At 71.0% G+C, this 24,355-nt stretch carries 20 protein-coding genes and 2 pseudogenes; 10 read left to right on the top strand and 12 right to left on the bottom strand.

What is annotated here, in order from left to right; translation table 11 throughout:
- Positions 1-99: 99 nt before the first annotated feature.
- Positions 100-723, bottom strand: a complete 624-nt coding sequence (locus tag OHB56_RS03095) for a DinB family protein (protein WP_406351491.1) — start codon at positions 721-723, stop codon at positions 100-102.
- A 104-nt stretch (positions 724-827) separates the two neighbouring features.
- Between OHB56_RS03095 and OHB56_RS03090 the strand changes: the two genes are divergently transcribed.
- Genes OHB56_RS03090 through OHB56_RS03080 form a run of 3 tightly spaced genes read left to right on the top strand, consistent with a single transcriptional unit; the run spans position 828 to position 3,026 of the window.
- Positions 828-1,904: a helix-turn-helix transcriptional regulator gene (locus OHB56_RS03090; protein ID WP_406351489.1), complete on the top strand. Its 1,077-nt coding sequence runs from the start codon at positions 828-830 to the stop codon at positions 1,902-1,904.
- Positions 1,905-1,908: 4 nt separating this feature from the next.
- Positions 1,909-2,700: a class I SAM-dependent methyltransferase gene (locus OHB56_RS03085; RefSeq protein ID WP_406351488.1), complete on the top strand. Its 792-nt coding sequence runs from the start codon at positions 1,909-1,911 to the stop codon at positions 2,698-2,700.
- A gap of 17 nt (positions 2,701-2,717) precedes the next feature.
- Positions 2,718-3,026: an acyl-CoA dehydrogenase family protein gene (locus OHB56_RS03080; protein ID WP_406351486.1), complete on the top strand. Its 309-nt coding sequence runs from the start codon at positions 2,718-2,720 to the stop codon at positions 3,024-3,026.
- A 108-nt stretch (positions 3,027-3,134) separates the two neighbouring features.
- On the opposite strand, the gene OHB56_RS03075 is transcribed toward OHB56_RS03080, so the two are convergent.
- The 3 genes from OHB56_RS03075 to OHB56_RS03065 form a co-directional block, all read right to left on the bottom strand.
- Positions 3,135-3,710, bottom strand: coding sequence for a TerD family protein (locus OHB56_RS03075; RefSeq protein ID WP_055596828.1), 576 nt, complete (start codon positions 3,708-3,710; stop codon positions 3,135-3,137).
- Between the two features lie 74 nt (positions 3,711-3,784).
- A complete protein-coding gene (locus OHB56_RS03070; RefSeq protein ID WP_406351485.1) occupies positions 3,785-4,051 on the bottom strand; it encodes a GlsB/YeaQ/YmgE family stress response membrane protein in 267 nt (88 codons plus the stop codon).
- Positions 4,052-4,276: 225 nt separating this feature from the next.
- On the bottom strand, positions 4,277-5,263 hold the full coding sequence (locus OHB56_RS03065) for a sporulation protein (RefSeq protein ID WP_406351484.1): 987 nt from the start codon (positions 5,261-5,263) through the stop codon (positions 4,277-4,279).
- A gap of 356 nt (positions 5,264-5,619) precedes the next feature.
- On the opposite strand from OHB56_RS03065, the gene OHB56_RS03060 reads away from it, so the two are divergent.
- Positions 5,620-6,834 carry an acyltransferase family protein gene (locus tag OHB56_RS03060; RefSeq protein ID WP_406351482.1) on the top strand — a complete coding sequence of 405 codons (1,215 nt, stop codon included), beginning with the start codon at positions 5,620-5,622 and terminating at the stop codon, positions 6,832-6,834.
- An 88-nt stretch (positions 6,835-6,922) separates the two neighbouring features.
- On the opposite strand, the gene OHB56_RS03055 is transcribed toward OHB56_RS03060, so the two are convergent.
- The 4 genes and pseudogenes from OHB56_RS03055 to OHB56_RS03040 form a co-directional block, all read right to left on the bottom strand.
- Positions 6,923-8,023, bottom strand: a complete 1,101-nt coding sequence (locus tag OHB56_RS03055; protein WP_406351480.1) for an NAD(P)-dependent alcohol dehydrogenase — start codon at positions 8,021-8,023, stop codon at positions 6,923-6,925.
- Positions 8,024-8,755: 732 nt separating this feature from the next.
- The gene (locus tag OHB56_RS03050; protein WP_406351478.1) at positions 8,756-11,482 is read right to left on the bottom strand and encodes a cation-translocating P-type ATPase; all 2,727 of its coding nucleotides are present in this window, start codon (positions 11,480-11,482) and stop codon (positions 8,756-8,758) included.
- Positions 11,483-12,309: 827 nt separating this feature from the next.
- Positions 12,310-12,612: pseudogene (locus OHB56_RS03045) on the bottom strand (NmrA family transcriptional regulator); the annotation flags it as partial.
- Positions 12,613-12,891: 279 nt separating this feature from the next.
- The gene (locus OHB56_RS03040) at positions 12,892-14,292 is read right to left on the bottom strand and encodes an FG-GAP-like repeat-containing protein (protein ID WP_406351477.1); all 1,401 of its coding nucleotides are present in this window, start codon (positions 14,290-14,292) and stop codon (positions 12,892-12,894) included.
- Between the two features lie 207 nt (positions 14,293-14,499).
- On the opposite strand from OHB56_RS03040, the gene OHB56_RS03035 reads away from it, so the two are divergent.
- Entirely contained in the window at positions 14,500-15,024 is a 525-nt protein-coding gene (locus tag OHB56_RS03035) for a hypothetical protein (RefSeq protein WP_055596820.1), read from the top strand.
- A 378-nt stretch (positions 15,025-15,402) separates the two neighbouring features.
- Positions 15,403-16,728, top strand: a complete 1,326-nt coding sequence (locus OHB56_RS03030) for a PP2C family protein-serine/threonine phosphatase (RefSeq protein ID WP_406351476.1) — start codon at positions 15,403-15,405, stop codon at positions 16,726-16,728.
- Between the two features lie 309 nt (positions 16,729-17,037).
- Here the strand turns inward: OHB56_RS03030 and OHB56_RS03025 are convergent, their stop codons facing one another.
- A complete protein-coding gene (locus tag OHB56_RS03025) occupies positions 17,038-17,433 on the bottom strand; it encodes a hypothetical protein (RefSeq protein ID WP_326757310.1) in 396 nt (131 codons plus the stop codon).
- A 174-nt stretch (positions 17,434-17,607) separates the two neighbouring features.
- A complete protein-coding gene (locus OHB56_RS03020) occupies positions 17,608-18,240 on the bottom strand; it encodes a helix-turn-helix domain-containing protein (protein ID WP_326757279.1) in 633 nt (210 codons plus the stop codon).
- 288 nt (positions 18,241-18,528) lie between these two features.
- On the opposite strand from OHB56_RS03020, the gene OHB56_RS03015 reads away from it, so the two are divergent.
- Positions 18,529-19,488 (top strand): zinc-binding alcohol dehydrogenase family protein, encoded by a 960-nt coding sequence (locus tag OHB56_RS03015; protein ID WP_406351475.1) that lies wholly within the window; start codon positions 18,529-18,531, stop codon positions 19,486-19,488.
- A 295-nt stretch (positions 19,489-19,783) separates the two neighbouring features.
- On the opposite strand, the gene OHB56_RS03010 is transcribed toward OHB56_RS03015, so the two are convergent.
- Positions 19,784-19,939: a hypothetical protein gene (locus tag OHB56_RS03010; protein ID WP_406351474.1), complete on the bottom strand. Its 156-nt coding sequence runs from the start codon at positions 19,937-19,939 to the stop codon at positions 19,784-19,786.
- A gap of 574 nt (positions 19,940-20,513) precedes the next feature.
- Between OHB56_RS03010 and OHB56_RS03005 the strand changes: the two genes are divergently transcribed.
- Positions 20,514-21,488, top strand: coding sequence for a TIGR03557 family F420-dependent LLM class oxidoreductase (locus tag OHB56_RS03005; protein WP_406358895.1), 975 nt, complete (start codon positions 20,514-20,516; stop codon positions 21,486-21,488).
- Positions 21,489-21,582: 94 nt separating this feature from the next.
- Here the strand turns inward: OHB56_RS03005 and OHB56_RS03000 are convergent.
- Positions 21,583-21,807: pseudogene (locus OHB56_RS03000) on the bottom strand (hypothetical protein); the annotation flags it as partial.
- A gap of 266 nt (positions 21,808-22,073) precedes the next feature.
- Between OHB56_RS03000 and OHB56_RS02995 the strand changes: the two are divergent.
- Together OHB56_RS02995 and OHB56_RS02990 are read left to right on the top strand one after the other, a co-directional pair.
- On the top strand, positions 22,074-22,643 hold the full coding sequence (locus OHB56_RS02995) for a hypothetical protein (protein ID WP_406351472.1): 570 nt from the start codon (positions 22,074-22,076) through the stop codon (positions 22,641-22,643).
- Between the two features lie 723 nt (positions 22,644-23,366).
- On the top strand, positions 23,367-24,194 hold the full coding sequence (locus tag OHB56_RS02990; RefSeq protein ID WP_406351470.1) for a restriction endonuclease: 828 nt from the start codon (positions 23,367-23,369) through the stop codon (positions 24,192-24,194).
- The last annotated feature ends 161 nt before the right edge of the window (positions 24,195-24,355 follow it).

Genomic DNA, 24,355 nt, shown 5'->3' with positions numbered 1-24,355 from the left:
TCGGCTTCCTTCGGTTCCGTGCAAGAGGCAGGCCGCACGAGAGGCAGGCCGCGCAAAGGGCGGGGCCGGGCCCGAGGAGAGGCCGACCCCGCCCGCCCGTCAGCTCGACGTCCGCCCGTCCAGCGTCTCGCGCAGGATGTCCGCGTGCCCGGCGTGCTGGGACGTCTCCGCGACGAGGTGCGTCAGCACCCGGCGCACGCTGCGCACCGCTCCCGGCTCGTTCCACGGCGCCTCGGGAAGCGGGTGCGCCGCCGACAGATCGGGCACGGAGGCGACGACCTCCTCGCTCCGGGCGGCGACCCGCTCGTAGCGCGCGAGGATCCCGGCCAGGGTCTCGCCGGGCAGCATCCGGAAAGCGTTGTGGTGGTCGATCGCCCACTGCGGGATCTCACGTGCGGTACCGGCCGCGAGGTCGGCCCAGGTGACACCGTCGGGCAGGTCGTGGCGCATCGCCGAGGGCCCCTCGAGAACGAAACGCATCCACCCCTCCTCGATGGACGCGACGTGTTTGACCAGCCCGCCCAGGCACAGTGCGCTGACCGTGGGCCGCTCACCCGCCTGCTCGTCGCTCAGCCCTCGCGTCGTGGCGGTCAGGGCGGAGCGGGCGGACGCGAGCGAGGCGAGCAGGTCGGCCCGCTCCTCGTCGGCGGCGGACCGGGAAGCGCTCGCGGCTGCGATGTCGGTACCGGCCGTGGTGGTGCTGCCCGTCGTGGTGGTGGTCATGGTGAAGAAGCCTTCCGGGGTGTGCTCGTCGTCCTGCGGTACGCGACCACCGTGACAGCCGTAGAGGTCAGGATGTGTCCTCTACCCGAGGCACCATGGACGCCATGCCGAAGACATCAGCGCGACTGCTGGCACTGCTCTCCCTGCTCCAGGCGCGCCGGGACTGGCCGGGGGCGCTGCTGGCCGAGCGGCTGAACGTCAGCCCTCGCACCGTGCGCCGCGACGTCGACCGGCTGCGCGAGCTCGGCTACCCCATCGTGGCCGTCAAGGGCCCCGACGGCGGCTACCGGCTCGGCGCCGGCACGGACCTCCCGCCGCTGCTGTTCGACGACGAGCAGGCCGTCGCCCTCGCGGTCGCGCTCCGGATCGCCACCACCACCGGCGCCGGCATCGAGGAGGCCGCGGTACGCGCGCTGAACACCGTCCGCCAAGTGATGCCGGCCCGGCTGCGCCACCGCGTCGACACCCTCCAGGTCACCGCCGTCGAACGGCCGGGAGCCCGCCCGGACCCCCAGGTCGACAGCGGTGTGCTCATGACGCTCAGCGAAGCGGTCCACGCCCGCGAGGTCCTGCGCTTCGACTACACCCCCGCCTTCCCGCCCCACACCGTCGCACAGGACCCGGCGGGACCTCCGCCCCGCCGGGTGGAGCCGCACCACCTCGTCACTCGGGGCGGACGCTGGTACCTCGTCGCCTGGGACCTGGACCGCGAGGACTGGCGCACCTTCCGGGCGGACCGGATCACCCCACGGACCCCCACGGGCCCCCGCTTCACCCCGCGGGAACTGCCCGGAGGCGAGGTGTCCCGCTTCGTCGCCGCCAGGTTCCGGGGCTCCGACGGGTCGGGGGAGTGGGCCTGTCGCGGTCAGGTGATCCTCGGTCTGCCCGCCGCCGAGGTGTCCCGCTACGCCCGCGACGGAGTCGTCGAGGAAATCGGCTCCGACCGTTGCCGGCTCACCCTGGGCGCGTGGTCATGGGCAGGCCTCGCCGCTACCGTCGGCCTGTTCGACGCCGACATCGAGGTCATCGGCCCGCCCGAACTCAAGGCGGCTTTCGCCCACTTGGGCCGCCGATACACAACCGCTGCCGCGACTGCCGCCCCCGCGACCCCCGCACCGCACGGCGGACCCGCCACCCCCCGAAATCCGTTGGACAACCCACCGGCATTCGGTGAACGTTGACGGCATGGAGCAGCGAGACATCTGGGACGCCGACGCCGCGCAACGCTACGACACGCCCGGGACCGGCATGTTCGCGCCCGAGACCCTGGGGCCGGCCGTGGACCGGCTCGCCCGGCTCGCCGAGGGCGGAGCGGCGCTCGAGTTCGCCGTCGGGACCGGCAGGGTGGCGGTGCCCCTCGCCGAGCGAGGTGTTCCCGTCACCGGCATCGAACTGTCGAGCCCGATGCTGGAGCGACTGCGCACCAAGGTGGACGAGGCGACGGTCCCGGTGGTCATCGGTGACATGGCGACCACCGTCGCGCCGGGGGAGTACCACCTCGTCTACCTCGTCTACAACACGATCGCCAACCTGATCACCCAGGCCGAGCAGGTCGAGTGCTTCCGCAACGCGGCCCGCCACCTCGTCCCCGGCGGCCGGTTCGTGATCGAACTCTGGGTGCCGGAGCTGCGCAGGCTCCCACCGGGCCAGGCGGCCACGGTCATGCGGTCCGAACCCGGCTACATCCTCCTGGACACGTACGACGTGCTGCACCAGCGGGTGGTGTCGCACCACTTCCGGTTCGACGGGACCCGGACGGCGCGGCTGGACCGCACCCCGCACCGCTACATCTGGCCGGCCGAACTCGACCTCATGGCTCAGCTGGCCGGCTTCGACCTGGAGACCAGGCACGCGGACTGGGCCGGCGCCCCCTTCACGGCCGAGTCGCGCTCCCACGTCTCGGTCTACCGCATGCGGCCCGTGCCCGTGTACCCGGCCGGGCCCTCGACCGCGACCGGGACCGCGACCGCGAGATAGTCCCGCGCGGCGACATCATGGTGGAACGGCTGGAGCCGTCGCCGAACGGCGGCGGTCTCGTTCGCCTGCGGTCCCTCGTTCGCAGAGATACGGCGGGAAGCGGCCGGGACGACCACGAGGGCCAGGGCGTGCTGGACTGGCGGTACATGGCCGTCACAGCCAAGCCGTTCGCCTCCGAGACCGCCATGGCGATCGTCCTCAACGCCGTGCGTGTCCACGGTGGTCACGGTTGCTCGACCCGGTTCGGCGTCGAACGCCATTTCCGCGACGCCCCTGGAATTCGCCGATCGTGGGGGAGGGAGCCAACGAGATCCGGCGCAACGTGATCGCCGGCCGGCCCGTCGAGCGCGGCGGTTTCGACGCCTGGGAGTGCGAGCGGGCGGACCGGCGCCGGGCGGCCACGGAGGGCCGGCCCGGCACCGGTCCGGCCGGTGTCAGACCCCGACGCCGAAGTCGGCGGCGATTCCGGCGAGTCCGGAGGCGTACCCCTGGCCGACGGCACGGAACTTCCACTCGGCGCCGTTGCGGTAGAGCTCGCCGAAGACCATCGCCGTCTCGGTGGAGGCGTCCTCGGAGAGGTCGTAGCGGGCGATCTCCTGGTTGTTCGCCTGGTTGACCACCCGGATGAAGGCGTTGCGGACCTGGCCGAAGCTCTGGCCGCGGTTCTCCGCGTCATGGATCGAGACCGGGAAGACGATCTTGTCGACGTCGGCGGGCACACCGGCGAGGTTCACCTTGACGGACTCGTCGTCGCCCTCGCCCTCACCGGTGAGGTTGTCCCCGGTGTGCTCCACCGAACCGTCCGGGCTCTTCAGGTTGTTGTAGAAGACGAAGTGCTGGTCGGACGGCACCCTGCCGGAGGTGTTGAGCAGCAGCGCGGAGGCGTCGAGGTCGTAGTCGGTGCCGGTGGTGGTGCGTACGTCCCAGCCGAGGCCGATCACGACCGCGGTCAGGCCCGGGGCCTCCTTGCTGAGAGAGACATTGCCGCCCTTGGAAAGGGAAACTCCCACTTCGTACTCCTTCTTCGGTCGTTCTCGGTGGTTGTTGAACGTTTGCGACGCTCAGGACGTTCCGGGCCGGGTGTTCAGTTGCGCGGGTTGCCGAAGAGGATGCGGTAGGCGATCAGCAGGACGAGCGCGCCCGCGATCGCCGAGCCCCAGGTGGCGGCGTCGAAGAACTCCCGTTGCACCGGCCGGTCCAGGAACTGCGACGACAGCCAGCCGCCCAGGAAGGCCCCCGCGACGCCGATGACCGTCGTGCCGATGAGCCCGCCCGGGTCGCGCCCGGGCAGAATGGCCTTGGCCACCGCCCCTGCGAGCAGTCCCAGCACCAGCCATGCGATGACGCCCATGACGCCCCTCCTAGTCGTGTCGCCGTGCCGCGCCTGCCGTGCCGATGGTGCGGCACAGCGGGCGTCCGTGCGGGGCAAGCCTAACCTCTACAATTCTGTAGAAGTTGTGGGGTGTGGTTGTCGTACGACGAGAAGTCCCGGCAGGCGCCCGCCGGTGCCCATGGTCACCGGCGGGACGAACGGGGCGGGCCGAGCACACGACGTGCCCGGCCCGCCCCCGTGCGGTCAGCCCTCGTCCTCCGCCTCTTCCTCTTCCTCCTCGAAGAAGTCCCCGACCTCGTCGACGACTTCGGCCGCGACCATGCCGCCGACGACCCCCACGGCCAGTCCGGCCGCACCCGCCGCGACGACCGTCCCCATGCCGGGGCCGGAGCGCTGCCCGTCGTGGTGGTGCCCGTGGTGCCCGGCGTACCCGTGATCGCCGTGCGAGCCGTACGGAGCCCGGTGCTCCACGAGCCGGTGCAGCCACTCGTCGACGATCGCGTTCCAGTCCTGGTGCTCGACACCGTCGTGGGAGACCGTGAACCGGTTCACCGCGTCGTGGCCGGAGGAGAGGAGCCCGCCGCGCTTGTCCGCCTCCAGCACGACCTCCATGCCGCCGGGACCGGCGAGGAACGTCACCTCGATCTCGGTGATCCGGTGGGCGTACTGCGCCCCCGGGGTCAGCTCGATCTCCTGGTAGAAGGGCAACTGCTGGCCGGTGCCGCCGATGCGGCCGTACTCGAGATCGGCGGACCGGAAGCCGAACCCGAGCGCGCCGAACGCCTCGAGGACCGCTTCCTGCACGGGCAGGGGTCCGACACCCAGCCGGTCCAGGTCGCCCTTGTCCCTGGCGCCCGCCACGGCGAGCTCGGTCCGCACGCCCAGGGCGATGCCCAGGTCCTGGCCGTGGAGCTCGGTGACCGGGGTCTCCCAGGGCAGTGCCACGGTGAACGGGACGCTCCGCGGTTCGCCGGCGCCGAGCCGGAAGCCGCCGCCCACGGTGAACCGTGCGAAGGGGACGACGCCCTCGCTCTCCCCCTCCTCGTGCTCGGCCTCGACCCGGGCCACCAGCTCCAGCGTGATGTGCTCGATGTCGAAGTCGGCGTCACCGCCCTTGAGATGGACTTGCCCGGTCAGTGCGGCTCCGGGCCGGGGCGCACCGGGGTCGAGGACCGTGTCGACCGTGGGGCCGCCCACGCCGAGCGAGCCGAGCAGTCGTTTGAACACCATGGCGGCGTCCACTCCTTCACGTGCGAGTGTTCCGTAAGAGCAGTGCCGCACGCCTCCGCGGACGCACGGCACAGGCCTTCTACAGGCATGTAGAAGCATAGAGGGGCGATGTCCGGGCAGACGCGCACTCGGTGCCGACACGGCGGGAATGGCCGAAAGTGGGCACCCGCGACGCCGGTGGAAACGGGGCCTCCCCCATTCCCGCCGCACGCGATCGCGAGGGTCACCTGTCCACAAGTTCGGGTTTACCCGGACGTCGGCCGCGGCTACGGTTTCACGGGACATTGCTCTCGTGTCACTTCCGCAACTCCTGTAAGAGGTGTTCTGCTCTGTCTGGGTTCCCGAAGGAAGGAATCGTGAACGAAACGCTGCCCTCGTGCAGCCCCGGGGAGACGGACGGGCCACCGGCGAGACCGAACAGAGAAAAGAACCGCACCGGCACCGCACCGGCCGGCGGCAGGGCCGGCGGGGAGACCCGGCCGGCGAAGCCGCGGGACGCGTTCTTCGACAACGCCAAGTACCTGGCCATCGTGCTGGTGGCGGTCGGCCACGCGTGGGAACCACTGCGCAGCGAGAGCCGCACCGTCACGGCCCTCTACACGCTGGTCTACGCCTTCCACATGCCGGCGTTCATCATCATCTCCGGCTACTTCTCGCGCAGCTTCGACTGGAGCCCGGGGAAGATCAAGCGTCTGATCACCGGCGTCGCCGTGCCGTACATCGTCTTCGAGGTGGCGTACACCTTCTTCACCCGGTGGAGCGACAACGAACCGGACCGCTCGATCAGCCTGCTGGACCCCTTGTATCTGACGTGGTTCCTGGCCGCTCTGTTCATCTGGCGGCTGACCACCCCGATCTGGCGGGCCCTGCGATGGCCGCTGCCCATCGCCCTCGCCATCGCGGCCCTGGCCACCCTCGCCCCGTCCATCGGCAAGGACCTCGACCTTCACCGCACCCTGCAGTTCCTGCCGTACTTCGTGCTCGGCCTCTCACTGAAGAAGGAGCACTTCGAGATGGTGCGCCGTCGGGAGGTGCGCGTCCTGGCCGTGCCGGTGTTCGCGGGCGCGCTGATCGTGGCCTACTGGGCCGTGACGCGGATGAACTACGCCTGGTTCTTCCACAACTCCAGTGCCGAGGATCTCGCGGTGCCCGCCTGGTACGGGCCGGTCATGACCCTGGCGGTGTTCGGCTGCTCGACGGTCCTCGTCGCCGCCTTCGTGGCCCTCGTCCCGCGGCGCCGGACGTGGTTCACCGCGCTGGGCGCCGGCACGCTGTACGGGTACCTGCTGCACGGCTTCTTCATCCAGGCCGCCAACCACTGGCACTGGTCCCACAACGACTGGTTCCACACCCCGCTCGGTGCGATCACCGTCACCGCGATCGCTGCGGTGGTCGTGACCGCCCTGTGCACCGCACCGGTGCGGCGGATCTTCCGCGCCGCATTCGAGCCGGAGATGGACTGGGCCTTCCGGCGGCAGCCCCCGGCACAGGAACAGGCGCAGGTGCCGAAGGGGACACCGGTACCGAAGGAGATGCCGGTACCGACACCGGCGCCGCATCAGTCCCGCTGACGCCCGAGGGGCGTACGCATCCTGCTTTCGCAGGCTCGTACGCCCCTCCGGTGTACTCCGCCGGTGACCGCGGGGCCGAACAGGGCCGTCAGAAGACGACGACCGGCTTGATCGTCGTTCCGTCGGCCGAGTCGGCGAAGGCCTCGTTGATCGCTTCGAACTCGTAGGTCCTCACGAGCTCGTCGAAGGGGAAGCGGCCCTGCTGCCACAGTTCGACGAGGTGCGGGATGAAGACCTGCGGGACCGAGCTGCCCTCGATGACGGTCTTGAAGGTCCAGCCCTTCAGCAGGGACTCGCCTATCTCGAAGGGAACGGTCGTGCCCGCCGCGGCGGCGCCGACCAGGACGATGGTCCCGCGGATGGCGAGGGCGTCCAGCGCCTGCGTCAGCAGCCCCGGTACGGCGGTGGTGTCCACGACGAAGTCCACCCCCTTGCCGCCGGTGATCTTCTTCAGCTCGGACACGACGTCGGTGCTGCCGGAGTTGATCGTATGGGTGGCGCCGATCCGCCGGGCCAGCTCCAGCCGGGAGTCGTGCAGGTCCACCGCTACGACCGTGGTACAGCCCGCGACCTTGGCCGCCATGACGGCCGCCGAACCCACCGCCCCGGCCCCGAAGACCACCAGGGACGTGCCCGCCTCGGGCCGCAGCTCGTTGAGCACCGCGCCGGCGCCGGTCTGCAGGCCGCAACCCAGCGGGCCGAGCTTCTCCAGGGGCGCGTCCCGGGAAACCTTCACCACGCTTCGTTCCACGACATTGGCGTAAGTGGCGAAGGAGGACTGTCCGAAGAAGTGGGAGGACACGGCCTCCCCGTTCGAGGAGAGGGCAGTGGTGCCGTCCGGGCGCCGGCCGCCGAAGCACTGGTCGTAGGCGTTCTCGCAGTACATCGGCTTGCCGCTCAGACACTGTGCGCAGACGCCGCAGGACGCGGCCGACAGGACCACGTGGTCCCCGGGCGCCACGCTGGTGACCGCACTGCCGACCGCCTCCACGACCCCGGCTCCCTCATGGCCGAGGACCGCGGGCAGCGGCGTCGGATACACCTGGTCCCTCACGATCGCGTCCGTGTGGCAGACGCCGGTGGCGACCATCCGGACCCGGACCTCGCCCGGACGGAGATCATCCAGTTCGAGCTCCTCGACAGCAAACGGCATCGACTTGCCCCGGACTACGGCGGCGGTGACGTTCATGGTGCAAACCATCCCTCTCTGCACAGATCCAACAGATAGTTGAACCGTAAACTAACTTGAGGGTGAATGCGAACCGGGGCCCGGGGGTCCGAACCCGCGAGGGCGAAGCGGGTTACGGGTGCTCCGGCCGGCCACGGCCGGCGAGCAGGCCTTCGAGACCGTCGATGACGAGCTCGAGACCGGGGCGAACTCGTCGGCGCAGGCACGCGCTGGAGCGGGGCTGCGAGGTCGTGGGCGTCCGCCGGTCGTGGGCGTCTGCCGCGAGAAGAACGTGCCGAAGCTGGACGGGTTCGCCGAGCGGATCACCGTCGTCGCGGTCTTCGGCGTCCTGGCGAGGCCGGCGCGTTTCGCCGACCCGCGTGACCGGGCGGAGGCGTGCCGCCGCGTCTTCGCCGGCCGCACCCGCTGGACCGTGGTACGCGGGAGCGGCCTGGAGGAGGGCGAGAGCCGAGGGCCGCCGGCGTGGAGCCGGCACGTCGGTGACCCGGTCCTCGCCGACGACATCACCCGCCGGGTCGACTTCGCGCTGCTCAGGGCGGAGGCGATCACCGACGACGAACTGGTCCACGAGGCCCCGGCGATCGTCGGCTGCCGGACACCCCGGCCCGCGCGCACGCCGGGCGGCCGTGAACGCGGCCCGGGTGCGGGTCCGCCCGGTCCGTCCGCCCCGCCTCCCCGCCGGGTCCGCCTGCCCGCTCCTCCCCACGGGCCGGTCCGTCCTGCGCGTCGCCGTCACGCCGTCTGTCGGGACGCCGGCTGCTGCGAGCCGGTGCCGCGCGTGCGGCGCGCGCGGGCACGCAGCACGGACTTGAGCACCTCGCCGGTCCACAGGATCGCCGAGCCGATGGCAGCGCACGCCAGCCACTGACCGGGAGTGAGGTCGGTGGTGGTGAAGAAGCCGTGCAGCGCGTCGGTCTCGACGATGACGATGAGCAGGGCGATCACGGCGCCCGTGGCGACGAAAGCGGAAGTGTTCTGCAGTGTTTCCCGGCTGAACACGCTGCGGGTGTCGTGCCGCACGTTGAGCAGGTTGAAGACCTGGAAGAACACGAAGGTCACGAAGGCCATCGTGCCCGCGACGGTCGCCTCTCCCAGTTCCGGCTCGGGGCCGGGGGCCCAGATCAGCACCGCCAGCGTGCCGGCCGCCATCACCGTGCTCGCCAGCAGGATGCGGGTGAGGCGCTGCCTGCTGAGGATCCGTTCGCCGGCCGGGCGGGGCTTGCGCTTCATCGCGTCCGGGCTGACCGGGTCGACGCCCAGGGACATGGCGGGCGGGCCGTCCATGACCAGGTTGACGAACAGGATCTGCAGGGCGGTGAACGGTGCCCCGCCGGCCAGCCCGGTCAGTGAGGCGATCAGGAAGGTGGCCACGAAACCCAGGGCGGTGGAGACCTGGAACCGGGTGAACTTCACGATGTTGTCGTAGATGCCGCGGCCTTCGCGGACCGCGGACACGATGGTGGCGAAGTTGTCGTCGGTCAGCACCATCGTGCCGGCCTCCTTGGTCACCTCCGTCCCGGTGACACCCATCGCCACCCCGATGTCGGCCTTGCGCAGCGCGGGCGCGTCGTTGACACCGTCACCCGTCATCGCGACCACGTCACCGCGGTCCTGCAGCGCCCGGACGATACGGATCTTGTGCTCGGGGGACACCCGGGCGACCACGCCCACCTCGTCCAGCCGCTCGGCCAGGGCGGTTTCGTCGTCGATACGGTCCAGCTCGGCGCCCGTCACGGCGGCTCCGGGGATACCGAGCTCGCGGGCGATGGCGCCGGCGGTCACCGCGTGGTCACCGGTGATCATGCGGACCCGGATTCCGGCGTCGATGCACTCGGCGATCGCCGTGCGCGCCTCCGGGCGGGGCGGGTCGACGATGCCCACCATGGCCGTCAGCACGATCCGGTCGAGGAGGTCCTTGGGATCCTGGGGGGCTTGGAAGCCGTCGGCGGGGAAATCCTCCATGCCCAGCGCCATCACCCGCATGCCCTGCTCGGCCAGTGAGGCGTTGCCCTCGTCGAACCGACGGCGGGCCGCGTCGTCGAACGGCAGGATCCCCTCCTCGCCCACGAGGCGGTCCGCACGGTCCGCGAGGACGTCGGGGGCGCCCTTGACGAAGCACCGGACCACCGCACGCCCGGAGTCGTCCGTCCAGTCGTGGAAGGTCGCCATGAACTTGTAGTCGGAGTCGAAGGGGACCTCCAGCCGCCGCGGCCGTTCCTGCCGCAGCCCGGTCACGTCGATGCCGCCCTTCTCGGCCAGGACCACCAGGGCGCCCTCCGTCGGGTCGCCCACGACCTCACCGTCGCGGATCACGGCGTCGGTGCACAGCCCCATCGCGGTCAGTGCGTGGTCCAGGGTCTGCGGCAGAGGCTGTCCGTCGGTGGTGCGGATCCGCCCCTCGGAGGAGTAACCCTCGCCGGAGAAGGTGAGCCGGCGGCCGGCCAGCAGCATCTCCCGCGCCGTCATCTGGTTCAACGTCAGCGTGCCGGTCTTGTCCGTGCAGATCTGGGTGGTGCTGCCGAGAGTCTCGACCGACGCCAGCTTCTTGACGATCGCCCCCTTCTTGGCCATCCGGCCCGTGCCCATCGCGAGGGTGAACGCGACCACCGCGGGCAGTCCCTCGGGGATGGCCGCCACCGCCAGCGACACGGCACTGATGAACAGGTCGCCGAAGTCCTGCCCGCGCACCAGGCCCAGGACGAACACCAGGGCGATGACCAGCCCGGCGATCAGGGCGAGGGTGCGGCTGAGCGTGTCGATCTGACGCTGCAGCGGCGTCGGGCCGGGCTTGGCCGAGTGCAGCATGTCGGCGATGCGGCCGGTCTCGGTGCTCATGCCGGTGGCGGTGACCGTGACCTCGCCGCGGCCGCGCGTGACGGCGGTGTTCATGAACACCGCCGTCGCCCGGTCTGCCAGCGGGGCGTCCTCCGCGACCTCGGCACCCGCGTCCTTGGCCACGGCTTGTGCCTCGCCCGTCAGGACGGACTCCTGCACCTCCAGGGAAGCCGACGTCAGCAGCCGTCCGTCCGCGGGCACCCGGTCGCCGGGCGCCAGGGTGACCACGTCCCCGGGGACCAGTTCGCCGGCGTCCAGCTGCATCAGACGGCCGTCACGGCGGACCGTGGCGTGAGTGACCGTCATCTCCCGCAGGGCGTCCAGCGCCGCCTCGGCGCGGGACTCCTGCACGAACCCGATCGTCGCGTTGAGCAGCACCACCACCGCGATCGCGATCGGGGTCTCCCACTCCTGGGAGACCACCAGGCTGACCACGGCGGCCACCAGCAGAATGATGATCAGCAGATCCTGGAACTGCCGGAGAAAGGCCCGCCACCGGGGCTCACGCGGAGCCTCGTCCAACTGGTTCGGCCCGTGCTCCGCCAGCCGCCGGGCGGCTTCGTCCGACGAAAGTCCCGCACCGGGGTCGACCTCGAGCCGGGCCGTTGCGTCGGTCGGGGGCAAAGCATGCCAGGGCAGAGGTGTGGCGGAAGCGTCGGAAGGCAACATTGCTCCATTTTGCATGCGGTGACGTGACCGGGCATGTGCGTACAGGAGGAATCCGGAAGCCGGCCCGGGGACGAGAGAGGTGCCCGGACCCGCCCTCGACCGGCCCGTCCGGTGCGTTTGTTTCTCGTACCGGAAGACGAAGCGGAGCCGGTCACCACCGGTTCGGCCTGGCACCGACCTGCCGCCTTCCCCGCCGGTGCGCGGCAGGGAAGGATCTTGACGGCTCTCCGCGGGTTCGGTCCCAGCGACTGCTGGACGGAGAGGTGCAGGCACCCGGGAACTCCAACTCCCGGGTGCGGCGCAGCGGACCGACGTCCAGTGGGCGCACGCCGCAGGGACCGGTCCCAGGGCACCCCGATCCCGGCTTCCGAGACCGCCCGGTGACATCGCGCCGCGCAATCGGCGGCACCCCAAGGACACACCGGGCAGCCACTGGTGTCCCGCGAAGTCACCGGCACGCTGCGTCGCCTGCGCCACTCGGCAGGCTTCGGCCACACCAAGGAGCAGGAGGTGTCCTGGCCACGGCCCCGGATCAAGGGCGTGTGGGGGAATCGGGTTGTTGGTTCCAGGGCCGGATTTTGTCCGGGTCGAGGGTGACCCACACCTGTACGACGTGAGGGCCGGCGACGTCGAGGCCGATGACGGCGGCCACCTCCCTGCCGCAGCGCACCACGAGGCCGGGCCGACGGAGTTCCGCTGAATTCCATTGAGATCCATGTATCGAAAGCGTCGGGGTGGCCCTGATCGCAGGGCCACCCCGACGCTTCACTTCCGACGGCTCATCACCGCTGCGCGGTCCAGTCGGCGAAGCGGGTCTTTGCGAGGTGCGCGTCGGCACCGGGCAGGAGCGTGGTCTCCTGCAACTCGGCACCGAAGTACGGGGCATGCGGGTCCGCCACGACCGTACGGGGATCGTCCTCGTCGGCGAGCGCCTTGCGGATGAGCTCGTCGAGCCGGAACGTGTCGGGGCCGGCGACCTCCACCACACCGTTCACGGGCGTACCCACCGCGGTGCGGCCGAGGGCGGCGGCCACGTCGCCGGAGTAGATGGGCTGGATCTTGATGAGGGCCAGACGCGCCGTGTCCGGGCGGGACCGACGATCAACGGACCGGACCCGCCGGCAGGACACCCGCGGCGACCGGAGAATCACGAACCTGCCGGCCCGGACGGTCGCCGAACCCGTCGCCGAGTCCGCCCCGTGGGACATGAGCGGCGTCGGACCGGGCTCATGTCATGCCTCGGATGTGGGCCGCGGGCGCCGGTGCGAAGCACCGGCCGGTCCTTCGCACCGGCCGGCTCCCGGCCACGCTCGTGCACCTGCGCCGCGGGGACGTGCCCGGTCCCACCGCCACCGCCACCGACGTCAGCGATGGAAGGCCGAGCCGAGGCGAGCGCCGGCCATGGGCGCGGCGAGCGTGCCCGGCCCGAAGCTCACCGATCCGGTGGCAGTGATCCCCGCCGTGGTGCCGGCGAAGGCCCACACGGCACCGGACCTGCTGTTCTCACCCGGCGCCGAGACGACGACGTGCCCCCCGACGACGGCGGTGCCTGTTCCGAAGCGGTCGCCGTCCTCGGCCGATCCGGGCACGCCGGCCGTGTTCTGGCTGAAGGCCTGCACCGAACCGCCGGTGACACCGGTGGGGCTCCCTCGCAGAACGACGAACCTGCCGGCGTCCTTCCGTCCGGCCAGGTCCTCGCCGGGGGCCCCGGCGACGACATCGGCGTAGCCGTCTCCGGTGACGTCACCGACCGCCACGTCGGTGCCGAAGCGGTCACCGCTCTCGTCGGTACCCGGGACACCGGGGGAGTCCTGGCCGACGAGCGTGGCCCTCGCCTCGAGACCGTCCGCCGTGCCCCGCACCACACCCAGCAGGCCGCCGCCCGCCGTGCTGCGTCCGAAGACCACGTCCTGCCGACCGTCACCGTCGACGTCGCCCAGCGCGATGCTGTCCGCGGACACGGTGTCCGCGGGGGCGATCGACGGTCCTGCCACCAGACCCCTCTCCGTGCCTCTGAGCAGCCGCAGACGCTGCAGCGGGACGGTCAGGCCGTCCCGGGCCGGGGAGCCACTGCTGACGACCAGGTCGGTCATGCCGTCGCCGTCCACATCGCCCGCTTCCATCGCATCCACGCGGATGCCGGGGACGACGAGCGGGCCGGTGCGGGCTGCTTCACCCGTACGGCTGAAGGGCCCGTAGCGGACGTGATGGGCCGTGGCCAGGTCGGGGTGCCCGTCTCCGTCGAAGTCGCCCGCGCGGGTCGGCGACGTCCCCCGGCCGAGGGCGGTGGCGGTGGCGAGCCCGCCCATGCTTCCCCACAGCACGGTGTGCCGCCCGACGTCACGCGCACCGTCGACGTCCTCGCCGGGGGCTCCGACCACCAGGTCGGTGAAACCGTCGCCGTCCAGGTCGGCTGCCGTGAGATGACTGCCGAAGCGGTCGCCCGTCTCCGCCGTGCCCGGTATGCCATAGCGGTTCTGGCTGATCAGCTGATGCTTGACACCGTTCGGCCCTTCGGCCATTCCGTAGACCACGGCGATGTACCCGGCCTCCGCCCTGCCGTTGATGGTGCCTCCCGGAGCGGCGACGGCCACGTCGGGGTAACCGTCGGCGTCGAAGTCGGCACGGGACACCGCCGTGGTGCCGGAGGCGAGGGAACCGGACGAGGGAGGGGCGGCATGGGACACCGCGGGTGCCGCCCCCGTGACGGTGACGACGACCGCGACCGCCGTAACGGCGGACAGGTGGAATGCACGGGAGGACAAGGCGAACCCCTGACTGTGGGCGGGTAGGTGGCCGCGCTCCCGAAGGACTCGGCAACGACAGGACTCGCACCGCGGGCCAATGGTTGTAGCCCGACGGGGCACGGGGCGGCGCACGAGCACACTTCGTCCTGCGCCGTGCGTCGAGCGCCGTCCACCGGATCGACCGGCCCCGACATCGGCCGGTCCGATGTCGGGCAGCATCGCTGTATGTCTGCTGACGCGACTCCCGCTCCAGGGGTACAGGTGTGCTCCCTCAAGACCGACACGCACCAGCTGATTCAACCCGGCAGCACGTACCGAATAATGAGGTTTCCGTTCGGTGCGGCGGAGCCGACCGACCGGTTCGCCATGCACCAGGCCGTTCAGCCCGACGGGTACGTGGTGAGCAACTGGGCGACGGACGACCGCAGCGGGCTGATCTGGCCGTCCAAGGCCGGCTGGGGCCATCTGTACGCCATGATCCAGTGGGAGGCGGCCGGTTCCTCCGGTGGCTACACCGAGTTGCGCGACCAGTTCGTGCGGGACCCGCTCGGCCTGACCACGAACCCCAACGACACCACGGCGACCGAACACCGCACCCCGACGCCGGGCGGCCAGTACTACGTCAAGAACCACGGCATCTTCGTCGAGCCCGGCACACCCCTGGCGTTGCGCGTCACGCACAACGACGCCGCCCCCCGGCTGGTGACACTCGCCGAGTTCAAACTGGTGATTCACGACGCGGCCCCGTGACCGGGCGTGCGCGGGCGTGTGCCCCAAGAGTCCCGTCCGCGGCCGTCCCGTCCGCGGCGGCCACCGACGGAGACACACGTCTCCACCCGCGGCGCGCATCCGTTTCCCGCCCCACGAGCGCTCCGGAACAGGGCCGAAGTCCGCCCTCCACCCAGCGCGGTCCGCCCGCACCGCCCCGTCGACCGGGCCCCACCTCCCTCACACCGGTGCCCCTACGGGATCGACGACTACGCGCCCACGAAACCCGCCTGCGGAGCGGCTGTCACCGCGCACCGGGAGGAGAGCGGTGTGCGTGCGGAAGACGGGAGGGTGGGTCACGATGTTCTCGGATGCGTGACATCGGCACCGCGACCAGCGTGCGAAGAGAGGTGGAACACGGTGGCCCGGGACGACGGCCGGCGGCGCCCGGAGTCTCCGCGCCTCGGCGAGGAGAAGCACCTGGACCGCGTCACCGAGCAGAGGGATCACCTGGCCAGGGCGCAGCAGCGCATGCGGAACCTGCTGAGCGCGGTCCTCTCCATCAGCCGGGAACTCGATCTGCCCGTGGTACTGCGGCGGATCGTGAGTACCGCGATGGAACTCGTCGACGCCCGCTACGGGGCTCTCGGCGTGCTGAACGACGACGGCACGGTCCTGGAGGAGTTCATCTCTCTCGGCCTGAGCACCGAGGAGTACGAGGACCTGGCCGGATCCGAATTCCCGCACGGCCGGGGCCTGCTGGGGCATCTGATCCACCACCCCGAGCCGCTGCGCGTGAAGGACCTGCCGCGCCACCCGGACTCCGTCGGCTTTCCCGCGGGGCACCCACCGATGCGTACCCTGCTCGGGGTGGCGATCAGCGTGCGCGGCCGGATCTACGGCAACCTCTACCTGTGCGACCGGCGTGACGGCAGGCCGTTCGACGACCAGGACGAGGACGTGGTGACGGCGTTGGCCGGTGCGGCAGGCATCGCCATCGAGAACGCCCGTCTCTTCGATCAGACCCGCGCTTCCGCGGAGCACTTCCAACGGATGCTGCTGCCGACGCTGCCCGACCTCGAGCCCTTCGCCGCGGCCGCCGTCTACCGGCCCGCCACCGCCCCCGGCCACCATCTGGGAGGCGACTGGTACGACGCGCTGCAGCTCCCGGACGGCAGCTGCGCGGCCATCATCGGCGACGTGCTCGGCCACGACCTGGCCGCCGCCGCGGCCATGGCACAGATCCGCAACATGCTGCGCGCTCTGCTCTACGACCGCCGCACCCCGCCCAGTCTGGTCCTGGACCGCCTCGACCACACCCTGCACGCCATCACCGAAGCCCCGGTCACCACCGCCTGCCTCGCCCGCATCGAAGCCGAGGGGAACGGCTGGCGCCTGTACTGGTCGACCGCCGGTCACCTCCCGCCCCTGGTCGTCACTGCCGAGGGGCGCACCCGCTACCTGGATGCCGAACCGGGTCTGCCCCTCGGTGTGGACGATGCGCTGCCGCGCCCCGACCATATCCATCGGCTGCTGGCCGGTGACACGGTCCTGATGTTCACCGATGGCCTGGTCGAACATCCTCAGCGGTCCCTGGACGAATGCCTGGGCGAGCTCGCCGTCATCGCCTCGGCCCACAGCGGGCTGCCGCTCGACGCGCTCTGCCGGGTCCTGGCCGACCGGCACCCGAGCGACGGGCACGACGACCTAGCTGTCCTCGCCCTGCGCCCGCCGCCCACGCGTTGACACCGCGAAGCGGTGTGCGGCGGGCGGCTACGGGCACGCACGGCCCGGTGCTGCCCGTGAACCGCGGAGAGCAAGCGTGCGAGCGACGGGATGACATCATCGAGGGAGCCCGCCGGTGTCCCGGAGCCAGGAGACGACCCGCTGGCCGATACGAGGGCAGAGGCCGCGCTCGACGGCGGGCCGGAACCGGTGGGGCAGGACCTCACGCACCACTCGCCGCCGCCCGCACCCACCTGCCGCGCTTCGCCGACTGCGGGCCGGACGGCCCGGACGGCCCGGACCAGGGCCGACGGATCGCGGCCACAGGGCTCAGGCCGGTACGGACAGAGCGGCGAGGTAGCCGGCCAGGGCCGCCGTCGTGCCGGCGAGGGGGAAGCGGGCACCGAGCTGTCCGTCCGGGCGGACGACGAAACCGGTCGCGTCGTTGGGACGGCAGAGGCGGGCGAACTCGCCGGCGGAGTCGTGGTATGCCGGAATCACCGGACCGGCGGCAGCGGTCGGTGCGGCTTCGCGGGAGAGCACGGCCGCGATCTCCGGGTCGCCCTCGGAACCGCGGTGGCCGGGAGAACCCGGGCTGTCGTCCGTCGTCAGCGGCGCCCCCGCGGCCCCGCTCGCTTCGACGACCGAGACCAGGTCGGTGACGTCGGTCGCGTACAGGAGCAGTACGTGTCCCGGACGGCCGCGCAGGGGAGCGGCGGCCTCCATGACGGTGCGCGCCAGGCGATCCGGTCCCAGATCTCCAGGGTGCGGGGCTGGATGCCGGCCGCCTTGGCGTACGGGAGGCGGGCCGGCATTCGGTCGACGAGACGGCAGCGGGCCACCGATGCGTCATCGCCCGGGTTCGTCGGGCCCGGCACCGATCCACCCCGGAGGCAGGACTCACGCGGGTGAGGGACGCGGTCCTGCGACGAGCGGCAGACCGTCAAGGGGCAGCGAGCTCGGATCAGGCAACGTGCCACGGGCCGGCTCGGCGCGGAACGCCTCCAGGAGATAGGCCACCAGACGTCGTGATGCCGCGCGGTCGCCGGGCAACGCGGTGACCAGGCCGCTGTGGGCCAACAGGACGACGGCGAGGTCGGAGGGATGGAAATCGGGTCGCAGGGCTCCAGCGGCCTGTGCCCTGCGGATCAGGCGGATCAATTCCTGCGAGGCCTTTTCGCGCATCTTCGCGTGCTCGCGGGCCGAGTCGGGGAATGCCGCGACGAACGCTTCCGGGAACCCCCGTTCCGCGCTTTGGAGCTCACACACCGTCTCGACCAGCCGCTGAAAGCCACGCCACGGGTCGGGGTCGGCCACGGCCTCGTGCAGCACCCGGGCACAGGCGTGCATCTGATGCGCGAAGGCGGCCCTCACCAGGTCGTCACGAGTGGGGAAACGCCGGTACAGCGTCGCCACGCCGACCCCTGCCCGCCTGGCCACGCCGGCCATCGGTGCGTCGATCCCGTGCTCGGCGAACACCTCGCGGGCGGCCCTGAGGATGCGCTGACGATTGCGCCGCGCATCGGCCCGCAGGCCGTCCTTCGCCCGCAGACCCTCCTCCGCCCCGGGACGGACGTCCGTGTCCGGAGGCCCGTCCGCCTCCGGGTCGGTTTCACGGAGCTCACCGCGCACGGGCCCCGACGTCCGCCCCGCGGCCTGCCCAGTTCCCGAGGCCGGTATCCGAGAGGATCTCGCCGCCACTGTCTCTCACCTCCGCCGGAAGTGGACGCTGCCGTCCGGTTCGAAGCCTACGCTCGGTGGCATATCTCCCCCTCCCCCCCCCGCACGGCCATGGCAAAGGTGACGACGATGGACCGGACGATGAAAGCCGTACTGTTCGACCGCTTCGGCGGTCCCGAGGTGCTGTACGTGAGCCGCGTGCCACGACCCGAGCCGGCACCCGGCGAGGTGCTGGTGCGGGTACGTGCCTTCAGCGTGAACGGCGGTGAACTGATGGCCCGGTCCGGCCGGGTCCGCTTCGTCACCGGCCGGAAGTTCCCGCAGCGTGTCGGGCTCGATTTCACCGGCGAGGTCGCCGCGCTGGGCTCCGGCACGACCGGCCCGGCGATCGGCGACCGGGTGTGGGGCGTACGGGGAGGCTCGTCGCCCTTGAGTAGCGCAGCCGAATTCGTGACGGTCCGGACCGACTGGCTGGGGCGGGTACCGGACGGGCTGGACCTGGTGGAGGCCGCCGCGCTCCCGGTCGGCATGACGGCCGTCACCGCTCTCCGTGACAAGGCCTCGTTGCGCCCCGGCGAGCGGCTCCTGGTACGGGGCGCCGCGGGCGGCGTCGGTTACGTGGCGGTGCAGCTCGGACGGGCACGGGGTGCGGAAGTCACCGGTCTGGCGCGGGCCGCGAACCTTGACTTCGTCCGCGGACTCGGCGCGCAGCACGCCGTCGACCACCGGGTCGTCCCGCCGGCGGAACTGGGCCGTTTCGACGTGGTGGTGGACACCGTGGGCACGGAGCTGCGGACCTACCGAAGTCTGCTGAAGGAGGGCGGCCGCATGGTGACGATCTCCTTCGACCCGGCGCGGCCCGTCGCTTCGCTGGCGTACATCGCGGCCAGCGCCGTGCACGGGCGGGGCAGGGTGCGGTTCTTCAGCGGCAAGCCCCGGCGCGCACTCTTCGACGACCTTGCCCGCCACGTGGCGGACGGGGTGCTGCGCCCCATGGTGGACACCGTTTTCCCGCTGGAGGAGACGGCGGCGGCGCACCGGGCCTTGGAAGCCGGAGGGGTGCGGGGCAAGTACGTGGTGCGGATCGACCACGACGAGTAGTTCTGAGCGGATGACCCGTCGTTCCGATACGGGGCCGAGGGCGCCCCCCGGCCCCCGGCCCTCGCGTGAGCGGCGGAGCCGTAGCCGGGCTCACGTGGTGTATGGAGCGTGGTGCGTTCCCGGCCGGACGGCGTGAGCAGGACGAGAACGGCGGTCGGCGCGACTACGGACTACCGGGCGGCGAGCGGCCGACCCCCCCCGGAGCCTGGCGGCCGCTCCATGGATGCCGACGGCCGCCAGGAGGATCCAGGGCGCAAGGGTGAACAGGCAGACAGCGGTCGAGAAAGAGATGCGGTCAGGGAACCGTCAGCAGGGTGAGCAGGAACGGGGCCGGGTCCCAGACGGTGAGCAGTGTGACGTACCTGCTCCGCCGACCCGCGACCAGTGCCAGGGCCGCGGCCGCGAACATTACGGCGGTCAGGGCCGGGTACCGGACGAGCAGGTAGGCCATGGCCGCGGTGTCATGCCAGGCCGTTGTGTTCCAGTCGATCCGCCCCGCCCCGCCCCGCCCCGCCACGCCTGGCCACGGGCCATGACCGCAAGGGGCGGCACCGGAGCCGGGGCGAGACCGGCGGCGGAGCTGTACGGGACTGCGGGGTCGATCGGCCGTCGTCGTGAGCGCCCGCGTCGGCAGGGCACAGCCGCAAGGCGAGCAGGGCGACGTCGTCGCCGCTTACCGGCTTGGTGTTTCGTCCACAGGGTCGGGTGACCCCAGGAAGTTTGCCCTCAGCCCCGAGGCGGCCCCACGGAGGCTCGCCGCGAGCGCAAGCCCCTCCCCACGAGCCCAGTCGAGTGGTGTGCTCGAGCATGCCCTGATCCGCCGTCCCGGCAGTCCGGTCCTGTACCGGGGCAGGTGGTGTCGGTACGTCCACACCTGACCGAGAGGGAGGACGAGGCCACGATCAGGGCCTCGGCGCACCGGCCGTTTCCGGTCCCAGTAGTTGGCAGGTACTCGTTACGCGGCGACGCCGACGGGTACCTCTGAGCGGACGAAATACCCATGGCACATGAGGAAAGAGGAACACGTGAAGGTGGGTTACAAGCTGGCCGCAGAGGCGTTCGGCCCGGCGGAACTGGTGAGGCAAGCGGTTCTCGCGGAGCAGGCCGGGTTCGACTTCGTCGAGATCAGCGACCACTACCACCCCTGGCTCGACAATCAGGGTCATTCACCGTTCGCCTGGACGGTACTGGGGAGCATCGCGGCCAAGACCTCACGGATCGAGTTGGCGACCGGCGTGACGTGTCCTACCGTGCGCTACCACCCGGCGATCATTGCTCAGGCGGCCGCGACCCTCGCCCTGTTGTCAGAGGGCCGTTTCGTCCTCGGCGTCGGCTCGGGTGAGCGGCTCAACGAGCACGTCGTAGGCCGTGGCTTCCCGGACGCGGTGCGCACACGACACGAAATGCTCAAGGAAGCCCTGGAGATCATCCGATTGCTGTGGAGCGGGGGGTACCGTTCCTACGAAGGGAAACACCTGCGGCTGGAGGACGCCCGGGTTTTCGACCTTCCGGAAGAACTTCCCCTGATCGCGGTGGCCGCCAGCGGCCAGGCGTCCACACGCATCGCCGCGGAACTGGGCGACGGCCTGTTCGCGACCGAGGACAAGCCGGAGATCGTCCGGCAGTACCGTGACGCAGGCGGCACCGGGCCGGGATATGCGGAGGTCCCGATGGCTTGGGCGAGCGACGAGCACACCGCGGCGCAGGCGGCCCTGGAAACGTCTCGATGGGCACTGACCGGATGGAAGGTCATGAGCGAGCTGCCCAACCCGGTCAACTTCGACGCCGCGACCACGACCGTGCGCGAGAACGACATTCTGGAGAAGTTCGCCTGCGGCACAGACCCCGCCCGGTATGTCGAGGTGGCGCAGAAGTTCGTCGACGCGGGCTTCGACAGGCTGGTCATGCAGAACGCCGGCCCCGACCCCGACGGCTTCATCGACTTCTACCAGCGCGAACTCGACGTGCGCATTCGGCAGCTGGAACCGAACGACACGTAACCCCGAACCACACCGCCACGAATCCGACGGCGAGCGGCACCCTCCACGGCACGGGGATGGGCACCTACCCCCTGGAAATGCTCGATCGTCCCCAGGTGGGTGCGAGGTCGGCGAGAAGCACGACGGCCTCGGTGACGTAGTGGTGGACGGCCGTGGTTCCGACGCCGGACCCGGCTGCGAGCCGGACGTACGTGTGGCCCGCCTCCGGCCGGCCCGGGCTCAGGCGGCGCCACCGTGCGCCGAGATCTCGGAGAAGGGCAGGCAAACATGTGAAGCCTCTGGCAGAGAAGGTTCTCTTGGCCGAAAATCCGTCTACCAGGGGGTTCGCCTGCCCTTCACCCCGACTGGGCGGTTCACCGAACAGGTTGGAAAAAGTTCACTGTCTTCGCCCGGGGTGTTCGCCCCTGCGGCAGCGGAGAGACCGTCTGGGTCTGCGCCTGGAGACGGCTCCGCCTGATGAGCTGCCATACGCAAGGGGAGTCACCCGCTCGGGTCAGTAGTGATGGCGGCGAGAACAAGGCCCGGTGAGGGTGGAGGAGGGCTCGATGTTCCTGTCGGCTCACCGCCTTTCGAAGGAGCACTCTCGTGTCCGAACGCAACACTTGGATCCGCAGCCTGCACGATCTGGGCCTGGCAGCCTGGTTCGGCGGCTCACTCATGGGCGCGGTCGGTCTGAACGGCGCGGCCAAGGAGGAAGGCGCAACGGACCAGGCCACGGCACGGATCGCTTCATCAGGCTGGGCGAAGTGGGCGCCGGTCAACGCCGCCGCGATCGGCGCGCACCTGTTCGGTGGCGGTGGGCTGCTCGCGGTGAACACCCACCGCGTCGCCATGCAGAAGGGTGTGGCCTCCTCCACAGCGGCCAAGACCGTCGTCACCGCCGGGGCCCTGGCCGCCACCGCTTACGCCCGCATCCTGGGCAAGAAGGTCGAGTTGGCCTCCTCGTCGGACCCGCAGGACATCGAGAAGGCGGAGCAGCATCCCATCGACGTCGACAAGGCCCGGCGGCAGCTGGCCTACGCGCAGTGGGCCGTGCCGGCCCTGACCGGATGCCTGGTGATCCTCAACGCCCTGCACGGTGAGCAGCAGCGTCCCGAGGAACAGCTGCCCGGCATGTGGGAGCGGGCTCGCTCCGCCACCCCTTTCCACCTGTGAAGACCGTGAAACGCCGACAGGCCGTCTCCATCGGGTGAGGCGGCCGCACATGCGGACTCGGTGAAGGGCGCTCGCTCTGTCGGCGACGGTGGTGATCTCCGTGCCGCCAGGGCCCGGCCGGCTGGCCGACCGGCCGGGTGAGTGCGTGGGTATCGGTCCTGGTGTGTGCTCCGGCGGGCCCGCGCTCAAATCTGATCTTGAAGATGCGGGCCGTTTCGACGGTGCCGTCGCCTGTGTGTCGGTCCTCCGGGGAAAGACGTCCCGCTTTTTGCGGGGAGATACAGGTGCAAGGCCCGCCGGGCGACTGATGGGTGGCGTTCTCCGGCTTCGTCTCCAGGGTCCGGGCGAACGGATCGGCGACCTGCTCGTCCCGGGACGTGCCAGGGAGCAACCCCACGGACATTCAAGACTCAGGACGCCAGTACTTCGACGGTCAACGCTGCTGCCGTGGCGGCTGGGCAGGCTGGCTCTCTGGGCGGTGAGGTCGGTCGGATCCCGCGACCCTCGCGGCGCATACGTCCTCGACCTTCGGCGAGCGCACGCGGGAGCCGTTGAAGTGGCAGCGGTTCTTCATGCGGTGAGGCAGTCGACACAGCGGCACGGGCCTCGTCGACGGTGGGGAAGCACGGCGGCACGGATGATCGCACCGGCTCGGTAGAACCTCCCGTACCTGGGCAGATGCTTCTTGATCTTCGTTGACGTCCTCGGAGGGGAAGCATCACCATGGCCGCACCCGCACATGTTTCGCGTACCGGGCGCCGCTCCCGTCGGTTCGAACTCCGGTCGACGGCCCTGTACTTCGTCCTTCTCGCCGTCATCCTGATACTGGTGGGCACGACCCTCCGTACCGCGACGGCCGCCGCCGAACGCCATCCTGCCTGGGCCGTCGCACTCGTCCTCGTGGGCGCCGGCGGTGTCGTGGCCGGCTGCCGTAGAGGGCGCCGGATATCGGCGGCGAGGCTCGCGCGCCACGCCGCGGAAGCCCTGGACGAGGCTACGGAGACGGCAGTCGAAGCCCTCGACACCGCTCCACCGACTCCTGCCGCCGGCCCCGCAGCAGCACGGACCGATCCCTGTGGCAGTCGCCTCGACGGGGAACGGACCGTCCCCCTCCGTGAGCCCGTGAACGAGGTGCCCGCGGACACCGGAGAGATCGGCTACGAGGCGCTGGACCCCGCCGAGTTCGAGCAGGCGATAGCCGAGCTGTGCCGACGCGACGGCTGCCTCGACGTGGAGGTCGTGGGCGGGGCCGGCGACCTGGGCGCCGATGTCGTGGCGAGGACGCCGGACGGGCGCCTGGTCGTCATCCAGTGCAAGCGGTACTGCGACGCCAACCGAGTCGGTTCCCAGGACATGCAGCGGTTCGGCGGCACGTGTTTCACCGTTCACGAGGCCGATGTCGCCGTAGTGGTCACCAGCAGCGACTTCACCGCTCCCGCGGTCGAGTACGCCGAGCAGTGCGGCATCGTGTGCATGGACGGTCAAGAACTCCTGCGCTGGGAGCACGGTGTGGGGCCGCGACCGTGGGAGCCGGAGTTCGTGGCCGACTGAGGCAGGTGAAGGCGGCGGCGGTCCGGCAACCACCGCGCCCCCGAGCGGCACCGGCCCGCTCCGGACCGCTCACCGTGCGTCGACATGCTGCCTCCTCCGTATCCCCTGACCCCTGACCCCGCCCCCCGACCTTCGACGCACTGCCGCCCGGTCGCCCGCGG

Source organism: Streptomyces sp. NBC_01635 (assembly GCF_045209715.1).
In the GTDB taxonomy this organism is placed as follows: domain Bacteria; phylum Actinomycetota; class Actinomycetes; order Streptomycetales; family Streptomycetaceae; genus Streptomyces; species Streptomyces hirsutus.
The sequence above is the reverse complement of the archived record's forward strand: the minus strand, read 5'-3'. Positions and strand labels throughout refer to the sequence as shown.

Excerpts from the sequence above, each read along its gene's own strand:
- OHB56_RS03095 (WP_406351491.1), bottom strand. The coding sequence starts at position 723 with ATGACCACCACCACGACGGGCAGCACCACCACGGCCGGTACCGACATC.
- OHB56_RS03090 (WP_406351489.1), top strand. The coding sequence starts at position 828 with ATGCCGAAGACATCAGCGCGACTGCTGGCACTGCTCTCCCTGCTCCAG.
- OHB56_RS03085 (WP_406351488.1), top strand. The coding sequence starts at position 1,909 with ATGGAGCAGCGAGACATCTGGGACGCCGACGCCGCGCAACGCTACGAC.
- OHB56_RS03080 (WP_406351486.1), top strand. The coding sequence starts at position 2,718 with ATGGTGGAACGGCTGGAGCCGTCGCCGAACGGCGGCGGTCTCGTTCGC.
- OHB56_RS03070 (WP_406351485.1), bottom strand. The coding sequence starts at position 4,051 with ATGGGCGTCATCGCATGGCTGGTGCTGGGACTGCTCGCAGGGGCGGTG.
- OHB56_RS03065 (WP_406351484.1), bottom strand. The coding sequence starts at position 5,263 with ATGGTGTTCAAACGACTGCTCGGCTCGCTCGGCGTGGGCGGCCCCACG.
- OHB56_RS03055 (WP_406351480.1), bottom strand. The coding sequence starts at position 8,023 with ATGAACGTCACCGCCGCCGTAGTCCGGGGCAAGTCGATGCCGTTTGCT.
- OHB56_RS03035 (WP_055596820.1), top strand. The coding sequence starts at position 14,500 with ATGTCTGCTGACGCGACTCCCGCTCCAGGGGTACAGGTGTGCTCCCTC.
- OHB56_RS03025 (WP_326757310.1), bottom strand. The coding sequence starts at position 17,433 with ATGGAGGCCGCCGCTCCCCTGCGCGGCCGTCCGGGACACGTACTGCTC.
- OHB56_RS03015 (WP_406351475.1), top strand. The coding sequence starts at position 18,529 with ATGAAAGCCGTACTGTTCGACCGCTTCGGCGGTCCCGAGGTGCTGTAC.
- OHB56_RS03010 (WP_406351474.1), bottom strand. The coding sequence starts at position 19,939 with ATGGCCTACCTGCTCGTCCGGTACCCGGCCCTGACCGCCGTAATGTTC.
- OHB56_RS02990 (WP_406351470.1), top strand. The coding sequence starts at position 23,367 with ATGGCCGCACCCGCACATGTTTCGCGTACCGGGCGCCGCTCCCGTCGG.